Origin of the sequence: Hydrogenobacter sp. (assembly GCA_041287335.1) — a bacterium.
Classification (GTDB): domain Bacteria; phylum Aquificota; class Aquificia; order Aquificales; family Aquificaceae; genus Hydrogenobacter.
The window spans coordinates 20467-36523 of sequence record JBEULM010000043.1; the positions used below are offsets into that span (position 1 = coordinate 20467).

22 protein-coding genes are annotated in these 16057 nt (G+C 40.8%); 12 read left to right on the forward strand and 10 right to left on the reverse strand.

The window, feature by feature from the left end:
- Window positions 1-17 precede the first annotated feature (17 nt).
- The 8 genes from ABWK04_06250 to ABWK04_06285 are packed head-to-tail and all read left to right on the forward strand — an operon-like array spanning window position 18 to window position 6231.
- The gene (locus ABWK04_06250) at window positions 18-203 is read left to right on the forward strand and encodes a DUF2892 domain-containing protein (GenBank protein ID MEZ0361473.1); all 186 of its coding nucleotides are present in this window, start codon (window positions 18-20) and stop codon (window positions 201-203) included.
- Window positions 200-601: a Holliday junction resolvase RuvX gene (ruvX, locus tag ABWK04_06255; GenBank protein ID MEZ0361474.1), complete on the forward strand. Its 402-nt coding sequence runs from the start codon at window positions 200-202 to the stop codon at window positions 599-601. The genes ABWK04_06250 and ruvX overlap by 4 nt, the downstream gene beginning before the upstream one ends.
- The gene (gene mltG / locus ABWK04_06260; GenBank protein MEZ0361475.1) at window positions 598-1569 is read left to right on the forward strand and encodes an endolytic transglycosylase MltG; all 972 of its coding nucleotides are present in this window, start codon (window positions 598-600) and stop codon (window positions 1567-1569) included. The genes ruvX and mltG overlap by 4 nt, the downstream gene beginning before the upstream one ends.
- Window positions 1570-1588: 19 nt before the next feature.
- A complete protein-coding gene (locus tag ABWK04_06265) occupies window positions 1589-1909 on the forward strand; it encodes an MTH1187 family thiamine-binding protein (GenBank protein ID MEZ0361476.1) in 321 nt (106 codons plus the stop codon).
- A 1-nt stretch (window position 1910) separates the two neighbouring features.
- Window positions 1911-4244: an AAA family ATPase gene (locus tag ABWK04_06270; protein ID MEZ0361477.1), complete on the forward strand. Its 2334-nt coding sequence runs from the start codon at window positions 1911-1913 to the stop codon at window positions 4242-4244.
- A 3-nt stretch (window positions 4245-4247) separates the two neighbouring features.
- Window positions 4248-5180, forward strand: a complete 933-nt coding sequence (gene fabD / locus ABWK04_06275) for an ACP S-malonyltransferase (GenBank protein ID MEZ0361478.1) — start codon at window positions 4248-4250, stop codon at window positions 5178-5180.
- Between the two features lie 26 nt (window positions 5181-5206).
- Entirely contained in the window at window positions 5207-5776 is a 570-nt protein-coding gene (locus tag ABWK04_06280; protein MEZ0361479.1) for a hypothetical protein, read from the forward strand.
- On the forward strand, window positions 5773-6231 hold the full coding sequence (locus tag ABWK04_06285; protein MEZ0361480.1) for a hypothetical protein: 459 nt from the start codon (window positions 5773-5775) through the stop codon (window positions 6229-6231). Before ABWK04_06280 ends, ABWK04_06285 begins: the two co-directional genes overlap by 4 nt.
- Here the strand turns inward: ABWK04_06285 and ABWK04_06290 are convergent.
- The 4 genes from ABWK04_06290 to ABWK04_06305 are packed head-to-tail and all read right to left on the reverse strand — an operon-like array spanning window position 6201 to window position 9867.
- Window positions 6201-7961, reverse strand: a complete 1761-nt coding sequence (locus ABWK04_06290; GenBank protein MEZ0361481.1) for a HAMP domain-containing protein — start codon at window positions 7959-7961, stop codon at window positions 6201-6203. The genes ABWK04_06285 and ABWK04_06290 overlap by 31 nt on opposite strands.
- Window positions 7958-8626 carry a phosphate signaling complex protein PhoU gene (phoU, locus tag ABWK04_06295; protein ID MEZ0361482.1) on the reverse strand — a complete coding sequence of 223 codons (669 nt, stop codon included), beginning with the start codon at window positions 8624-8626 and terminating at the stop codon, window positions 7958-7960. Before phoU ends, ABWK04_06290 begins: the two co-directional genes overlap by 4 nt.
- Before the next feature lie 56 nt (window positions 8627-8682).
- Window positions 8683-9537 carry an NAD(P)-dependent oxidoreductase gene (locus tag ABWK04_06300; GenBank protein ID MEZ0361483.1) on the reverse strand — a complete coding sequence of 285 codons (855 nt, stop codon included), beginning with the start codon at window positions 9535-9537 and terminating at the stop codon, window positions 8683-8685.
- A gap of 9 nt (window positions 9538-9546) precedes the next feature.
- Window positions 9547-9867: a hypothetical protein gene (locus tag ABWK04_06305; GenBank protein MEZ0361484.1), complete on the reverse strand. Its 321-nt coding sequence runs from the start codon at window positions 9865-9867 to the stop codon at window positions 9547-9549.
- 14 nt (window positions 9868-9881) lie between these two features.
- Between ABWK04_06305 and ABWK04_06310 the strand changes: the two genes are divergently transcribed.
- Together ABWK04_06310 and def are read left to right on the forward strand one after the other, a co-directional pair.
- Window positions 9882-10406, forward strand: coding sequence for an ACT domain-containing protein (locus tag ABWK04_06310; GenBank protein ID MEZ0361485.1), 525 nt, complete (start codon window positions 9882-9884; stop codon window positions 10404-10406).
- The gene (def, locus tag ABWK04_06315) at window positions 10403-10909 is read left to right on the forward strand and encodes a peptide deformylase (protein ID MEZ0361486.1); all 507 of its coding nucleotides are present in this window, start codon (window positions 10403-10405) and stop codon (window positions 10907-10909) included. Before ABWK04_06310 ends, def begins: the two co-directional genes overlap by 4 nt.
- Here def and ABWK04_06320 read toward each other — a convergent pair.
- The 6 genes from ABWK04_06320 to ABWK04_06345 all read right to left on the reverse strand — a co-directional run bounded on the left by ABWK04_06320 (window position 10900) and on the right by ABWK04_06345 (window position 15033).
- Window positions 10900-11679, reverse strand: coding sequence for an ABC transporter ATP-binding protein (locus ABWK04_06320; GenBank protein MEZ0361487.1), 780 nt, complete (start codon window positions 11677-11679; stop codon window positions 10900-10902). The two genes, def and ABWK04_06320, sit on opposite strands and share 10 nt — an antisense overlap.
- Window positions 11672-12154 carry an ABC transporter permease gene (locus ABWK04_06325; protein ID MEZ0361488.1) on the reverse strand — a complete coding sequence of 161 codons (483 nt, stop codon included), beginning with the start codon at window positions 12152-12154 and terminating at the stop codon, window positions 11672-11674. The genes ABWK04_06320 and ABWK04_06325 overlap by 8 nt, the downstream gene beginning before the upstream one ends.
- 79 nt (window positions 12155-12233) lie before the next feature.
- Complete coding sequence (locus ABWK04_06330; protein ID MEZ0361489.1) at window positions 12234-12881, reverse strand: energy-coupling factor ABC transporter permease; 648 nt, start codon at window positions 12879-12881, stop codon at window positions 12234-12236.
- 9 nt (window positions 12882-12890) lie between these two features.
- Window positions 12891-13940, reverse strand: coding sequence for a transporter (locus ABWK04_06335; protein ID MEZ0361490.1), 1050 nt, complete (start codon window positions 13938-13940; stop codon window positions 12891-12893).
- Complete coding sequence (locus ABWK04_06340) at window positions 13934-14347, reverse strand: hypothetical protein (protein ID MEZ0361491.1); 414 nt, start codon at window positions 14345-14347, stop codon at window positions 13934-13936. Before ABWK04_06340 ends, ABWK04_06335 begins: the two co-directional genes overlap by 7 nt.
- Window positions 14347-15033 carry a DUF4198 domain-containing protein gene (locus tag ABWK04_06345; GenBank protein ID MEZ0361492.1) on the reverse strand — a complete coding sequence of 229 codons (687 nt, stop codon included), beginning with the start codon at window positions 15031-15033 and terminating at the stop codon, window positions 14347-14349. The genes ABWK04_06340 and ABWK04_06345 overlap by 1 nt, the downstream gene beginning before the upstream one ends.
- Window positions 15034-15179: 146 nt before the next feature.
- Between ABWK04_06345 and ABWK04_06350 the strand changes: the two genes are divergently transcribed.
- Entirely contained in the window at window positions 15180-15467 is a 288-nt protein-coding gene (locus ABWK04_06350) for an isoamylase early set domain-containing protein (GenBank protein MEZ0361493.1), read from the forward strand.
- 8 nt (window positions 15468-15475) lie between these two features.
- On the forward strand, window positions 15476-16024 hold the full coding sequence (locus tag ABWK04_06355) for a phosphatidate cytidylyltransferase (protein ID MEZ0361494.1): 549 nt from the start codon (window positions 15476-15478) through the stop codon (window positions 16022-16024).
- The last annotated feature ends 33 nt before the right edge of the window (window positions 16025-16057 follow it).

A 16057-nucleotide genomic window follows, 5' to 3' on the forward strand; every position in this document is an offset into this window, starting at 1 on the left:
TAAGGAGGTAAGGTAATATGGAAAAGAACATGGCAACTTGGGACAGGGCGGTAAGGGTAGTTCTGGGTATTATATTCCTTTGGCTCGCTTTTACAAAAGGTGGAGCTTGGTGGATACTCGGCATAATAGGGATCGTTTTTATAGGAACTTCAGCGATAGGTTTTTGCCCGCTTTATAAAGTGCTTGGCTTTAAGACTGGTTGAAGGTACTGGCTGTTGATTACGGGAAAAAACGCATAGGGCTTGCCTTAGGAGATACGTTACTGAAAATAGCTTCACCTTTGTGTGTTCTTAAAAATAATGGAGGGGTGATTGAAAAGATAAATGAACTGGTCAACGAATACAAGGTATCTTTGTTGATTGTAGGTCTTCCTCTTACACCACGTGGACTAAAGGGACAAAGAGCTGAAGAAGTTGAGGAGTTTATCAAAACATTGAGAGAAAAATTACCTCAAGATGTAGAAATTTTGACATGGGATGAAAGGTACACAACAAAAGAGGCTGATTGGCTTCTTAAAGAGCTTCCGCAAATAAAAAGGAAAAAAATTAGGGATAGTGTTTCAGCTTATGTTATACTTAAAGAGTATCTGGAAAGTTTATGAAAATCCTAAAACTTATAGCTCCTTTAGGTTTAGTGACAGCTTTTTTCTTTTATTCTTTCCTGCCAGTGTCCCTTGAAAAAAAAACTGTGGAGATCCCTTACGGTATGTCCTCAACGGATATAGCGATGTATTTATATAAGGAAGGTGTGATAAGAAGTCCCATCTCTTTTTTGAGCATACATATGGTAAAGAAGGGTAAACTTGAAGCTGGTGAGTATGAGTTTGACGGGCTTGTCTTCCCTTGGGATGTTTACAGAAAGATACATTACGGTCTGAGGAAAGTTTACAGGATCACAGTTCCGGAAGGTTCGGATCTTTACGATATAGCAAACATACTTGAGATGCACAGTATATGCAGAGCCAAAGACTTCTTAGAATACGCTCTTTCTCCTAAAACCGCAGAAAAATACGGACTAAATACCTTCAGTATGGAAGGTTTTCTGTTCCCGGACACTTACTTCTTTTCTAAAAACACGCATCCGTTAACTGTTATATCTGTTATGTACAGGAACTTTCTTAAAAAGACTGAATCTTTGAGGGAAGAACTTAAAAAATCCGGTATGAGCCTTGAGGAATGGGTAACTATAGCTTCCCTGATAGAGAAAGAAACAGCCTTAAAGGAGGAAAAACCACTTATATCCGCAGTCATACGTAACAGGCTGAAAAAAGGTATGAGGCTTCAGATAGATCCAACAGTCATATACGCTATGAAGAGGAAAGGGATTTGGGATGGCAAACTCCTCTCAAAAGATCTGGAGATAGATGACCCTTACAACACTTACCTTTACTTTGGTCTTCCCCCATCGCCCATATGCAATCCCGGTATTGATTCGCTTGAGTATGCCTTACACCCTGCTAAAGTCAATTACCTTTACTTTGTTGCAAACGGCAACGGTGGACACAGATTTAGTTCTACATACTTGGAGCATCTTGCCAACGTAAAAGCGTACAGAGACGGAAAGAGGTAATCTGCATTATAATGGTGGTATGAGTGTGATAGTCTTTGTAAGTATGACACCGCTTGGGAAGGAAGAGAGCGTAAGCAAGTATGTTGCCCGAGTTGTGGATATAATAGATAAGTCCGGACTTGATTATGTGCTTACACCCATGGGAACTATCATTGAAGGTGAGGATTGGGATGATGTGATGAATGTGTTAAAGAAGGGCTTTGAAGCTCTAAAGGAGGATTGTAACAGATTGAGTATAGTGATAAAGATGGATTATAGGAAAGGTAGAACAAAGGGACTCGTAAGTAAAGTGAAATCCGTAGAGGAAAAGGTAGGAAGAAAGATAAATAAGGCGCTGTGATATGACACTCAAGAAAGTTCTTGCTGATGAGCTTTTAATTAGTTTCTCTTACGGGGAAGGTACAGAGGGTGTCATTCCGGCAGAGCTTTTTCCCGGTCAGGACAGGGTTGAAAGGGCTTTCACTATAGCACTGAGTGCATCTTACGAAGGGTACAATGTATTCGTATCTGGACCTGAAAGTGTAGGCAGAACCGTTTATACACTCAAGAGGTTGAAAGAAGCTTCTAAAGGTAAACCCCCGCCTGAGGATGTGTGTTATGTTAACAATTTTGAAAATCCTCTAAAACCCCTGTACCTCCTTCTGCCAGCGGGGCTTGGAAAGAAGTTAGCTCAAGATATAGACAGAGCTATAGATACCTTAAAGGATGAGCTTCCAAAAGCCTTTGAGAGCAAAGAGTATGAAGAGGAGATAGCAAAAATAAACAAGATAGCCCAAGAGCAGAGGGAGAGAATTTTGGAAGAGCTTACTCAGGAAGCTCAGAAGCACAATCTGGGAGTTGTATTTACACCCGCAGGTATAAGACTTCTTCCTCTTATGGGAAGAAGGCTCGTGAGCGAGGAGGAACTTCTCGGAAGTGAAAAACTTCAGGAAGCTTACGAAAAAAACCTCTCAGCTTTTGAAAGTAGGTTCAGGGAATTCATAAGGGAATTGAGGGAACTTGATCACAACGTAGCCGATCAGGTGCTTGATCTGAGAAGGAATGTAGCCTTCTATGTTGTAGAAAAGGTCTTTTCAAGATTTGAGAGTAGATACAAAAACTACAAAGACGTACACAGCTTTATACAGAAGCTGAAGGAAGAGATAGTAAAAAACACGGATCTATTTATGTTTTGGCATACATCTAAGGGAAACCTCGCGGTGATGAGATCCTTAGAGAGAGCCTTTAACGCCTTTAGAGTTAATGTCATAGTAGATAACTCGGATTTGGAAGGTCTTCCCGTTATTCACGAAGAAGTACCAACGATCCAAAATCTCTTCGGAAGAGTATCCTACACGATGGAAATGGGCGTTTTGCAAGCTGATCATATGGGTATAAGTGCAGGAAGCCTTCATAGAGCAAGGGGAGGATATCTAATAATCAGGGCTATAGACCTGCTTAAAAATCCTTATCTCTGGAATGCCTTTAAAAAAACACTCATGCATAAGAAGATTCATATGGCAGGTGGTATAATTGAAGATAGCCTTCTGCCTTACATAGGTATATCACCTGAACCAGTTCCTGCGGATATAAAGGTTTTTCTCATAGGTGATCCCATACTTTACCAGTTACTTTCTTTTTATGACCCAGAGTTTAACAGACTTTTTAAGGTAAAAGCCGAATTTGATCCGGTTATAGAACTTAGAGAAGAGTTTGTAAAGGATTTCCCAAAGATCATCAAGAAGATACTTGTTGATGAAGGTATAAAGGATCTTACAGCGGATGCCTTGTCAGAACTTTTAAAGTATGCGGTGACTCTCTCAGGCAGTAGAAAAAAGGTCAGCTTGCTTATGGGTTACATAGTGGACGTTATAAGAGAAGCTGATGCCATATCAAAGGATAGCAAAAACATAGAAGCACAACATATAAAGAGAGCTATAAAAGAAAGGATATACAGATCAAACCTGATAGAAGAAAAAATAAGGAAGGCTATACAAGAGGGAAAGATCATAGTAAAAGTTAGCGGTAAGCAAGTGGGTCAAGTTAATGGTCTGAGCGTTTACGAGCTGGGTGATATAAGTTTTGGTAAACCAAGTAGGATAAGCGCATCAGTTTACTTAGGGGAGAAGGGTGTTATAAACATAGAGAGAGAGGTAGAACTCAGCGGTCCCATCCACTCAAAAGGCGTTCTCATTTTGACTGGATATATAGGGAATAAGTATGGGAGGAGCTTTCCCATACATCTATCGTGCAATCTCACTTTTGAACAAAACTACGAGGAAGTAGAAGGGGATAGCGCATCTGTTGCGGAGCTTGTAGCTATTCTCTCTGCGGTATCCCGCATACCAGCAAGACAAGACATAGCCATAACGGGATCTGTGGACCAACACGGTAATATACAACCTGTAGGTGGAATAAAGGAAAAGATAGAAGGTTTTTACAGAGTTTGTAAGGTGTTGGGATTGACAGGCGAACAGGGGGTCATACTACCTTCAAGAAATTATGATAATCTCCTCTTAGAGGATGAGATTTTGGAAGATATAAGAGCTGGTAGATTTCATCTTTACACAGCGGATAGCGTGGACGATGTGATAGAACTCATTTTCGGTATAGGTGCGGAACGATTTCACAAACTTGTTCAAAAAAAACTTTACGAATTTTATAAAAAAGTGGCAAAACCAAAGGAAAAGGGGTGAGATATGGGTAAGATCGCTTATATTTTTCCCGGGCAGGGTTCCCAGTATGTGGGAATGGGCTACGACTTTTATAAGGAGTTTTCTCAAGCGGCGGATGTCTTTCACAGTGCAGAAACCGCACTGAGATATAACCTCACAGATATCATATTTAAAGGTCCTGAAGAAGACTTAAATAAAACCGCAAACACTCAACCAGCTATACTTACCACTAGTCTTGCTATATATGCTGTACTAAAAGCTCACGGCTTACCAAAAGCGGACTACTTGGCTGGACATTCCTTAGGTGAGTATACAGCCTTAACTGTGGCTGGGGGTATAGAGCTTTTTGAAGCGGTAAGGCTCGCTCACCTTAGGGGTAAATACATGCAGGAAACTGTACCACAAGGAAAGGGCGCTATGGCTGCAGTATTGAAGCTCCCTCCTGAGAAGGTGGAGGAAGCCTGCAAAGTCGCCACCGACGTAGGTGTAGTAGAACCGGCTAATTACAATTCTCCAGAGCAAACGGTGATCTCTGGAGAAAAAACTGCTGTGGAAAAGGCAAGTCAGATACTCAAAGAAATGGGAGGAAAGATCATACCACTGAAGGTTTCTGTACCTTCCCACTGCTCTTTAATGAAACCTGCTGCCGACGCTTTCAGACTAAAACTCGCGCAAACCCCCATCAAAAACATAGATGTGCCGCTTGTACAGAACTACACAGCAAGAGAACACACTATGGCTCATGAAATAAGAGAAAATCTCTATAGGCAGATCTTTTCACCTGTCAAGTGGTATCAGAGCGTGCTATACATGGTCAAGCAGGGAGTAGACACCTTTGTAGAAATAGGACCGAAGAATGTTCTTTCAAAGCTCATACAACAGACAACACCACATGTGCGGATCCTAAATGTGGAAAGGCTGGAAGATATAGAGAAGGTACTAAATGCACTTAGATAGTATATTATTAAGAGAGGGTTTTGAAAATGATATGCTTGACTCATTTGGAGCTTTGTCCTTACTGTAAAAGGATCGCCTTGCAGGTGTGTGAGTATGATGAACCCTACCCAAGGGTAACAGCAGAGTGCCAGTGTTGTGGTTACAAAGTACATGATGTCCCCATGAGGCTATCAAGGGAAGATTTTAAAGTCATTCTGGATAAGCTCGGCAGGAAACTTATTGGTGAGATATGTGTAGATGATAGGTGCGGTTCGGATAAAGTCCTCAAACTCCTTCAGGAAGATAGTTATGCTGAGTACAGGTGTCTGGACTGTGGCGCAGAGTGGAACAGTGAAGAACTCCAGAGGGCGATAAATAAGGTAAAGAGCGTACAAAGTGCCATCAAGAATGGTAATAGACTCTTGGATATCTTAAAGGCGGGAGAAGGTGAGTGTCCACTGTGTGGTTGGGATGTGGGACACATACATGTAGGATACGCTGTAGCCATAGAATGTTTTGTGTGCGGTTACTACAGTAAGGTGGAAGAGATCCTTCCAGATGTTGACCTTACCACTCTTGAATGTCCTCAGTACGAAAAGTCTGAAGAGACGGGATGAGACCTTTTCAAGAGTTTACCAGATATACCGAATGGAAAGATAGGTTTTTAAAAGATAGAGACAGGATAAAAGAGCTGGAGTTGGAAGAACCCAGTGAAGATCCTAGAATCTCAAAAGCCATAGTTTCCATGTATGTGGGAGGCTTAGAACACAGATTGCAAGATGAGGATGTAAAAAGATGGACGGATTGGGCTGGTAAAAAAACTTACAAAACTTTCAACGGATTCCCCCAACTCTCCGATGAAGAGCTTTCCTTCCTCTTTTACTGCCTTGGTAAACTATTTGTACCTTTGCTATTGCACGAAAAAGGTGTAAAATCCGAGAGCTTTAAGGCTTTAGAGCTAAGTAAGCAGGAAGATGCTGTTTCCGAAGTACTTGATACTATATGGGAGAACCACATAATACGCATACTACAGATACTCCCTTATGTGGATCTGAAATCCACTATGAGGTGAAAGCCTGCAGGATCGTGGAGAGCTTTTACTGACCAACCATGCACCTGTGCTATATGCTTTACCACAGCAAGACCCAGACCCATACCTTGCGGACTTTCCGAGTGATAGGGGATAAATATTATCTCCTCCTTCCCCTCCTCTATACCAACCCCATCATCTATATACTCTAACTCATCTTCCTTTATATCTATCTTTACCTTTTTGGCACCCCACTCTACGCTATTATTAAGCAGATTGAGAAACATGTCCCTTAGCATATCTTTATCTCCATAAACCTTTTTATCTCCATACACTTCAACGCTTATCCCCATGTAAAGCTTAGATAATTCACCTATCAGTTGTTTTAGAGATAAATCTACCAGTTTAGGTTCGCGGTCGGCTGATAGATCTCTGAACTTATTTACTATGTCCCTTATTCTGCCTATCTCTTCAAGAACGAGACTTATAGACTCTTTTATCTTTTCTACGCTCAAAGGCTCCCTTTCCAGTAAGCGAAGTGTCCTCTCAAGGTTGAGACTTATAGGTGTAAGTGGGTTTTTTATTTCATGGGCTATCCTCTTTACTGCGTACTGCCAAGTTCTGAATCTTTCGGAGAGGATCACTGGCTTTAAATCCTCGTATATAAATACCTTACCTTCCGAGTTTTCAATAACAACTTCCCTTATGTGCGCCATTTTCTGGATATTATGAAGGTCTTTCTCCCTTTTTATCTCGTGACCAAACATACTTATAAAGCTTTTGTTTACCATAAGGTTGCCGTCCTTATGTACGTAAACTACACCTACAGGTAGAGCATTTATAAGTCCTTCAAGCATTTTCTTGTCATTCTCAAGCTTAGTGTATATTTTTTGAAGTTCCTCTCTCATCTTTTCAAAAGCCTGTGAAAGTTCCTCTATTTCATCACCCGTAGGAAAAACATTAACCCTCACTGAAAAATTTCCCTTGGCTATATCTTTAACCTTTGAGGAAAGTCTCTCAAGGGGAAGGCTTATATGTCTGGCTATTAGATTACTAAACCATACGGTAGCCAGAAGTGTAAAGAGGGTTATAAGCACCAGAAAGTACACGTAGATACCAGACACAACATCCCTTGATTTGACGAGATTTCTCAACTGTCTTGAAACATCATAAAGAGAGTTTATGTTTTTGATAGTATCTTTATCTTTCTTGAGGGTTATTTTGTATCCATCAACACACAGCACTACGCTACTTTCTTCTATAGTTTCCTTACAATCCTTTGAAGTGCTTATGTTTTCAACTTCTTTCAATCCCTTCAGATAAGCCCTGGGATCCTCACCTTTGTTTATCAAGAAAGTAAAAAATTCCCTGTAAAGCCTTAGCTTTTCTCGTTCCCTCCTTTCAAGGTTGCTTTGTAAAAGTTCCGACTTTTGCGCTATATCCTTGAGTTGTGAGCTTACCAATGTCTTTGTAGATTGCACGAGGATAAGCGATGTGGCGAAATTCAAAAAGAGTATAGGTACGAATATGTAAAGGAGCAAAGCCTGTGACAGCTTCTTTCTGAGTTTCTTTTTTGAACCTTCAAGATAAACCTTTATAAACTTCCTGAAAAACACCACAAAGGCTATCACCAAAACCAGTAGATCTACGTTTATAGCGAGAAGTATGATAGGGAAGCCTACGTGCCAAACTTTTCTGAGATTGTCAAGTAACGCTACGTTTATACCGAGAAAGGTGAGGAAAAAGAGGATAAATGTTAAGTAAAGCTTCACACCATACCCTTCTCCTTTATGTGCTGATGTTTTATCACTTCACCTTCCGACCAATAAACAGCCATCTCGGCTATATTTTCCGCATGATCAGCCATGCGCTCAAAGTGTCTGCCGACAAAAGATAGATTTATTACCTTCTTTATGTTTCTCGGATCTTCCATTACGTAAGTTATAAGCTCCCTCTCCAGCTGATGGTAAAGCTCGTCAACAGTATCATCTCTCGCTATAACTCTCTTTGCAAGCTCCACATCCCTTTGGAAGAAACTTATCACAGCATCTTCTATCATGTCTTTAACATGACCCGCCATCAAGGTCAAATTAACGTAAGGTTTTAAAGGTGGTTCTTGAGCGAGCAGTATAGATCTTTCCGCTATATTTTCCGCTTCATCACCGATTCTTTCTAAATCGGATACGACCTTGTAAATACCCATTATGAGTCTGAGATCCACAGCTTCAGGTTGGTACAGAGCTATCATTCTTATACAGCGCCTCTCTATTTCCACTTCAAGCTTGTCTATATCATCGTCACCCTTTATTATGTTTTCGGCTACTTCAACATCTTGTTTATTGAGAGACTCTATGGCTTTCTCTACAGCGGTTTTTGCAAGACCAGCCATCTTAAGCACCAGTTGTTTCGTCTCTTCAAGCTCTTCAAAAAGCTTCATCTTAATCCTCCTATCCTTTTTAAATATAATCTTAGCTTTGCAACGTTAAGAATTTGTTAATTTCTTTTAAAAACTTTATAAACTGCGGAAAAGTCAAGATCCCCAAGACCAATGGATCTGGCTTTACCGTAAGCCTCCTTTACGTTTTGAAGTGCGAAAGAAAAAGCCTTTATATCTCTAAGTAAATCCTGTGCATAATGAAGATCCTTGTATATGAGATCAACAGAAAAGTGCGTTGAGAAATCCTCTTTAAGTAGCTTCTGTTTCTTGACCTCAAGTATGTATGACTTACCCGCACCATCTGAAAGTATATTTATAACAAGCTCCTTGTCAAAGCCTGAGAGTTCGCCTATAGCCAAGGCCTCAGCAATAACTTCCATGAATCCTCCCAGAACTATGTTGTTTATGAGCTTGAGCTTTGTCCCGTTGCCAGCTTTACCTACGTAGTATACAGATTTGCAGAACTTCTTAAAAAGCTCCACATTTTCGTCAAACTTTTCCTTATCGCCACTCACAAGTATAGTAAGCTCTCCCTTTTGGGCAGGTATAACGCTTCCCAGTACAGGCGCATCAAGATAGTATGCTCCATAACTTTTAAGTTCGTGATAAGCCCTTTCAGCGTAAGCGTAGTGATTGGTCGTCATGTCTATCACAGTCTTACCTTCTATATTCCCTTCCGTAAGTCCATTCTTTCCGAAGATGACCTCCTCAGAAGCTTGACTGTCAAAGACTATCAAGAAAACCTTTTCCACCTGCGATATAAGATCTGCTGGCGAATTAGCGATCGGAACACCAAGCTCAACAGCTTTTTCTCTCGTCCTGTTCCAAACTATTAGGTCAACTCCTTGAGACAGGAGTCTTTTGGCTATTTCCCTTCCCAAGTGTCCGAGTCCAACAAAACCTACCTTCATGGCTTCACCTCACAGAAGGTTCATTATTGATGTACTTACCTGTTCCCAATCTTCCTGCGTAAGACTTGCATAAACCCTTTCAGTGTCAGCCATCATGTCAGATGTGTTTCCACCTGCAGCCTCCACAAAGCTTTTGAGTTTATCCCCCTTATTTTTTGGAACACTTATTGTGTATGTTCTGTTTTCCCACTCATCTTGCCCCCTTTCTACATAAACATCTATCCATATGTCACCCACTTCGTAAGACAGCATAAAGCCTACAGGTTCTGCAAGACCCATAAGCTTGGCTATCTCCGAGATGTGAAACTTAAGCTGCTGTCTTTCTTCCATATTAAAATCTTATCATGAAGTTCTTTATACTTTCCATTTTCGGAAAGGACAGACCGGGCATAGTGGCAGGTATCAGCAAGGTACTTTATGAACTGGGCATGAACATAGAAGACTCATCCATGACCAGACTCAACGGTGAGTTCACCATAATGCTCATAGTTAGTTCTGAGGCAGATATAACATCTGAAGATATCCTTGAAAGGTTAAAGAACGTGAAAGAGAGATTCGGACTTTTTACCCTTTGCAAAGAGTTACAAGAAGTCCAGGAGGATGTGCAAAAGGGAGAGGAGATCTACACCATAGTGGTTTTCGGATCCGATAAACCGGGCATAGTTTATACCGTTTCAAGTATTTTGTCGGACATGGGTATAAACATATGCGATCTTAGAACGGAAAAGAGAGGAGAGCTTTACGTTATGTTCATAGAGGCACAAGCCCAAGAGGATGTTTTTGATAAGCTAAAAAACAGGCTTGAACAGGTGAAGGAAACGCTTAAAGTTGATATAAGTATTGAGAGGGAGGAAGGAGAGCTTATATGAGGAAGCTTGAGATCCTAAAATATCCTGACGGACGCCTAAAAATGCCCTCCCGTGAGGTTAACGATTTTGGAAGAACCTTTTTAGAGTTTCTTGATGATCTGGTTTTTACCATGAGAAGTTCACCCGCATGCGTTGGAATAGCTGCGCCCCAAGTTAACGTTCACAAAAGGATTATAGTGGTTGATACCTCCTCATCTAAACATAAAGAAAATAAATTTTCTCATGGACTTTTGATCCTCGTAAATCCGAGAATCGTTCAAAGTGATGGACAGATAGTAGTAAGGGAAGGTTGTCTCAGCGTTCCAGACTACACGGGTAATGTAAAGAGATATTACTGGATAAAGGTGGAAGCTTATGATGCAAAAGGTAATTTTTTGGAGTTTGACACGGAAGGCTTTGAAGCTGTGGTAATTCAGCACGAGATAGATCACCTCGACGGTAAGGTATTCTTAGAGAGACTGGTATCTCCTAAGGAACTATTTAGGAGAAAGGTTCATAAGTGATCATGCAGATGGTAATGAGAGTGTTCCTTATCTCCATGTTTGTGCCTATGTCTGTGCAAAAGCCCAGCCTTAAGCATTTTATCTTCATCCTTCAGAAATTCTTCCACTCTTCCGTCGTATATCAAGGTGTGGTCTTCGCCGAGAACTATGAGTCTGTCGCCAAGCTCCGGAGCAAGACTCAGATTGTGAGTAGATACCAAGGTTGTCACCTTAAGATCGTATAAAAAATCAACGAGCCATCCCGTAGTTTTTGGATCCAAGTTTGCCGTAGGCTCGTCCAAAAGCAGTACCTTTGGCTCAAGTACAAGCAGGCATGCGAGACAGAGCTTCTGCTTTTGCCCTCCACTGAGCCTAAAAGGAGTCCTATCAAGGTAAGGTAAAAGACCGAACCTGTCAGCCCAGTAAAGAACTCTTTCCCTAATCTCTCTCTCTCCAAAGCCAAGCTGTCTTAATGAGAAAGCCATCTCGTCGTAAACTGTAGGGTTAAAGAGCATTACATCAGGATTTTGAAAGAGAAATACGACCTCCTTTCTGAAATTTTTTGTAAACTCTCTATCCTTCAACTTACCTTTTTCTACCCTAACTCCGCAGTATGTGTAAGTCCCTTTCTGTGGAAATAAAAGAGCGTTAAGGATCTTAAGCAATGTAGTCTTACCTGAGCCGTTTATTCCCAAAAGCACAAGCCTTTCACCTTCCCTTATGGTGAGGTTAATATCTCTGAGGACCTCCTCATCATCATACGAATAAAAAACCCCGCTTAATTCAATCATGGTACAACCCCCTTGACTTCATAGCTGTGTAGATCTCTTCGGATGTTTCCATGGACTTCTCAAAAAAATAGCTCACCACCCTCGTGAGATAATTTTTTAAGTCTTCACCCCTCATACCGTTTTTTGGGCTTCTGCTTTTGAAAGCTTGTGTAAAATCTTTCAAAACTTTTATGTAAGATAGAGAGTGGCTTGAAACGAGAACCAAAAGCAAGCTCAGGTTTTTTGAAAAGTCAAGCGCTTTAAAGAGGTTCACAAGCTCCAGAAAGGTAAGGGTCATAACGGTAAGATCAAAGGCTCGCAAATTCACCATAAGAAAATAATTGAATCTGTCTTCACCTATTAGGAAACCTATAAGTACGTAAGGCAATGAAACGAATACGCTAAAGAAGAAAACTGATAAAAAGGATCTTCTCAATATTCTTAGCTTCTCCTTTACCTTTAAGGGTAAGAAAACTAAAACAGCAAGAATTAGCATGAATACGAAAAAAAGTATACTAACGGAATGCAAAAAAGACACAAATATTAAAAGGAAGAGGTAAAAGAAGAATAGCAGTTTATCTTTCACGAGATACCCTCTCTTTTAAAAGTTTTATTATCAGATATGTAAGTAAACCTTCTCCTATACCTACCACAATGTGTGGCAAAAGCAGGGCAGGTATAACTACGGAGAAACCAAAAGGGAAGTAAAGGGGTTTACCCGAAGCGTCCTTAAATAGGTGAGGATGAATTCCTAAGATAAGAGCTATGAAAAGTGCAGAAATAATCGTGGAAATAAAACCGGCAGTAAACAATGCAAAGCTATCTTTAAAGTACGCTTTTATAACTTTATAGGTGTAAAAGGCACAAAAACTTCCCAAAAAACCTATACCTATAGAGTTTAATGGAAAGGTGGTAATACCTCCCTCTCCAAATATCACGGCTTGCAGGAAAAGTACGAGGGATACACACAAAAAGGACACCCATGGACCGAATAATAGGGAAAACCCTGAAACTCCCAAACCATGAACGGATGTACCGCCGGGAAGAGGCAAAGCTATGGACATAAGCACAAAGGAAAAAACGGAGAGGGAAGCTAAGTAGGGGAGAGTTTTCTCACCGAGTATAGCTTTGAACTTGCCGAATCCATAAATGAGAAGCCCTAAATCCAAAAGATACGCAGGTATGTAAACTTGAGGTGCCACAAAACCATCGGGTATATGCATATTCGCCTCCTAAAAAAGTGCGGATAGTGTGAGTATGAATCTGTATCGTTCTTTACCTTCAGCGCCTTGCTGTTGGCTCTCCTCGTTGAGCCTTTTCCAAACAGGTACTTTAATGCCTGCACCGAGCGATACGCTTTTATAATAGAGTCTTGTCCCGACAACACCGTAAATTATTTTACCGCCAGAACCTTCCAACTTTATTCCATCCTCCTTGTCCCTCTGATTGTACTGAAAGTTTGCCTCCAACAGTGCGTCAGCTCTAAACTTTTTCTCGGCATTGGTGTATAGCCTGTAGGCTATAGCTGTATTGAAGCGGAATTCATCGCCAAACTTGTACTTTTTTCTTGGAGAATCCAGTGATTCCCTGTAGTTATATGTATTTTCAAAGAACTTTATGTAATTGGTGTCCAAGACGAAGGTGAGTCTTGGAAGGCTGACAAGTTCTTTGGTAGCTGTAAAGCCAACAGTTATCGCAGGTTTTCCAAAACCTGTGGAAAGGTCAGGTTCAAAATCACCTTTCGGATCCCTTGATCTATCGTACTTGTTGGCGTTACCTGTTGGAAAGGATACCCCACCATACACTGTAAAGTGCCAATCCATCAGGTCGTCAAGACTCTCTTTTTTGGGAACGAGTTTAAAACCTTTATCGTACTTAAAGCCAAGAACTGCCATGAAAGACATGTCAGCAAAACCCGAATTCGTATAAGAGTACTGTCCTTTGGAAGGATCGTTATCAATGGACTTTAATTCCCTTTTGACATAATAGGGTGTAAAGAGATATACAGATAGCCAGGGCTTTATTCCGTATCCTATACCATACATCCAAAAGTCGTACGTATCCTTTTGGTCTGGAAAGTCAGAAAAACTGTAGCGTTTCCACTTTACATGATCAAGTTTGATGTAAAAAAGCCAGCTACCTTCTGGAAGAGTTGCGGAACTTGAAGTTTCCAGAGGCGCTCCTGGTCCTTCAAGTCCTGCGGCACCCAAAGCTGCAACACCGTGATGAGCAAAAGAAAAACCGCTCAACAATAAAACCGCTATTACACCCCTTTTTACCATAACGCCCTCCTTATAAAGATTTCAAGTATGCCAAAGATACCAAGTATCAGACCAGCGCCCACAAAAACTTTCTGATACCTCTCAAAGAGACTTCCCTCCGCCTTTACGGATCTTCCTTTTACATCTACCTCAACAATTGCACCGTGTCCATCCTCTGATGAAGTCCTTACCACCCACCTGCCGTCCCTGTCGGGACAGAAAACCACCCTACCGAGGGCATCCGTCCTACCTACCTGAAAGGGTAACTTCTCGCCATACATGTAAACCTCGTACTTTTCGTAAGAAAACTTTGTGCCGTCTGGAAAGTAGAAACTAAGTACTGTGCAAGCTCCTTCCCTTGATACGCTGTGCTGAAGGTCATGTGAGTAGGCAAAGGAAAATATAAGAAGGATGATCGCAAACATCATCACTTTACCTCAAAGATAAGGTTTGCTGTTCTCACAGTATAATCTGCCTTAACACCGTCAGCTTTTTCCCTTATTGACGCACTTATGTTCTGAAGCCCATAATGTTTTATCCTTACGTTTACCCCACCATCATCATCTGTAGTGCCAATAGGATGCTCATCGTAGGCAACTACCACATCTTTCAAAGGTTTACCTCTGTAAAACACAAAAAATCTCAATTTTTCTCCTACCTTCAGGTTAAGGGGATCCTCTGAAGGTACTATCTCCAAATCCTCGGTGAGCGGTTTGGAAAGAGCCTTATTCCATGAATAAATACCTTTTACGCTTTCATAAGATAGCCAAGACTCTATCGCACCGGACACCTTGTCTTTTGGTTGGTTTTTTAGCCCCTCCACACTCTTTGTCCAGTAACCTGAAGAAAAAAGGGCATATACTGTCGCACAGGAAATTCCTTTCAGCTTCGCAGGATAAGACTTCTCAAACCTTGAAAGGATAAGCTTTCCCTTCACATCGTAGCATTCAAACTTTATCACATCCTCGGGTTTGTATTTTATAAACTTTTCTTCTCCCGCCTGGGGATGCAAATGTCCATAGTAGAGTGCATAAGAGTTTCCTTCCCTCTCTATCCATAGATCATGGGATAGAGCTATTGAGGACAAAACAAAGAGAAGAAATAGTCTCTTCATGGCTCTCCTCCGTATATTACTTTTTTTACATTCGTAATATTAACGATTAATCGTTCATAAGTCAATATGATTATAATCATATATCTGGTTCGCTGGATTGATATTCATAGGCTTGTCTTAAAATATTTGAAGAAGGAGGATTGGCTATGCTAAAAAAAAGTTATATTGAAAAACAAGGGATCTGTGTTGTTACCTTTAACGTCAGATTTGATGGTGCGAGTAAAGTGGAACTTGTAGGGGAATGGAACGGTTGGACACCGGAGGTCATGAACAAAAAAAGGGATGGGAGTTTTTGGCTAATGAAAAGATTGAGAAGTGGAAGAGAGTATAGATTCAAGTATCTGATAGATGGTAATGCGTGGGAAAACGATCCATACGCGGACGGTTATGTGCCAAATCCTTTCGGAACGACAGACAGTCTCGTGAGATGTTAGCCTTAGAGTTGAGGAGAAAGTTATTTCACCTTGTAGCTATAAGTTTATGGCTCATACCCATAAAACTCTTTCCTTATTATCTTGTTCTTGTGAGTTTTATCTTCGTCATCATGCTAAATATACTTGTGACCACAGGTATGGGGCGAGAGCTTTTTAAGCCAGTTTACCAAGCCATACTCTATTTTGAGAGGGAGAAAAATATAGAAAGACCGGGAATTCAAGCTATTTGGGCTAATTTAGGTATAATGCTAAGTTTTCTCCTCTTTGGTAGGGATTGTTCGGCTGTTGGTGTAGTTCTTCTTGCTGTGGGTGACGCTTTTGCAAGTCTCGTTGGTACTCACATAGGGAGAATGAAATTCTTTGAAAAGACCTTAGAAGGCTCTTTTGCTTTCTTTTTCTGTAGCTTTTGTGTACTTTATTTCATGATTGGATGGGAAAAGGCTCTCGTTATCTCGTCGCTTGGAGCTATTGCGGAAGCTTTGCCTCTGAAATTAGACGATAACTTCTCTGTTCCTATTATAGGAAGTTTCGTATGCTTTGTATTAGAGCATACTTAAAATATCTTGTAGCTTTTCAGCATCCGTAAAGCT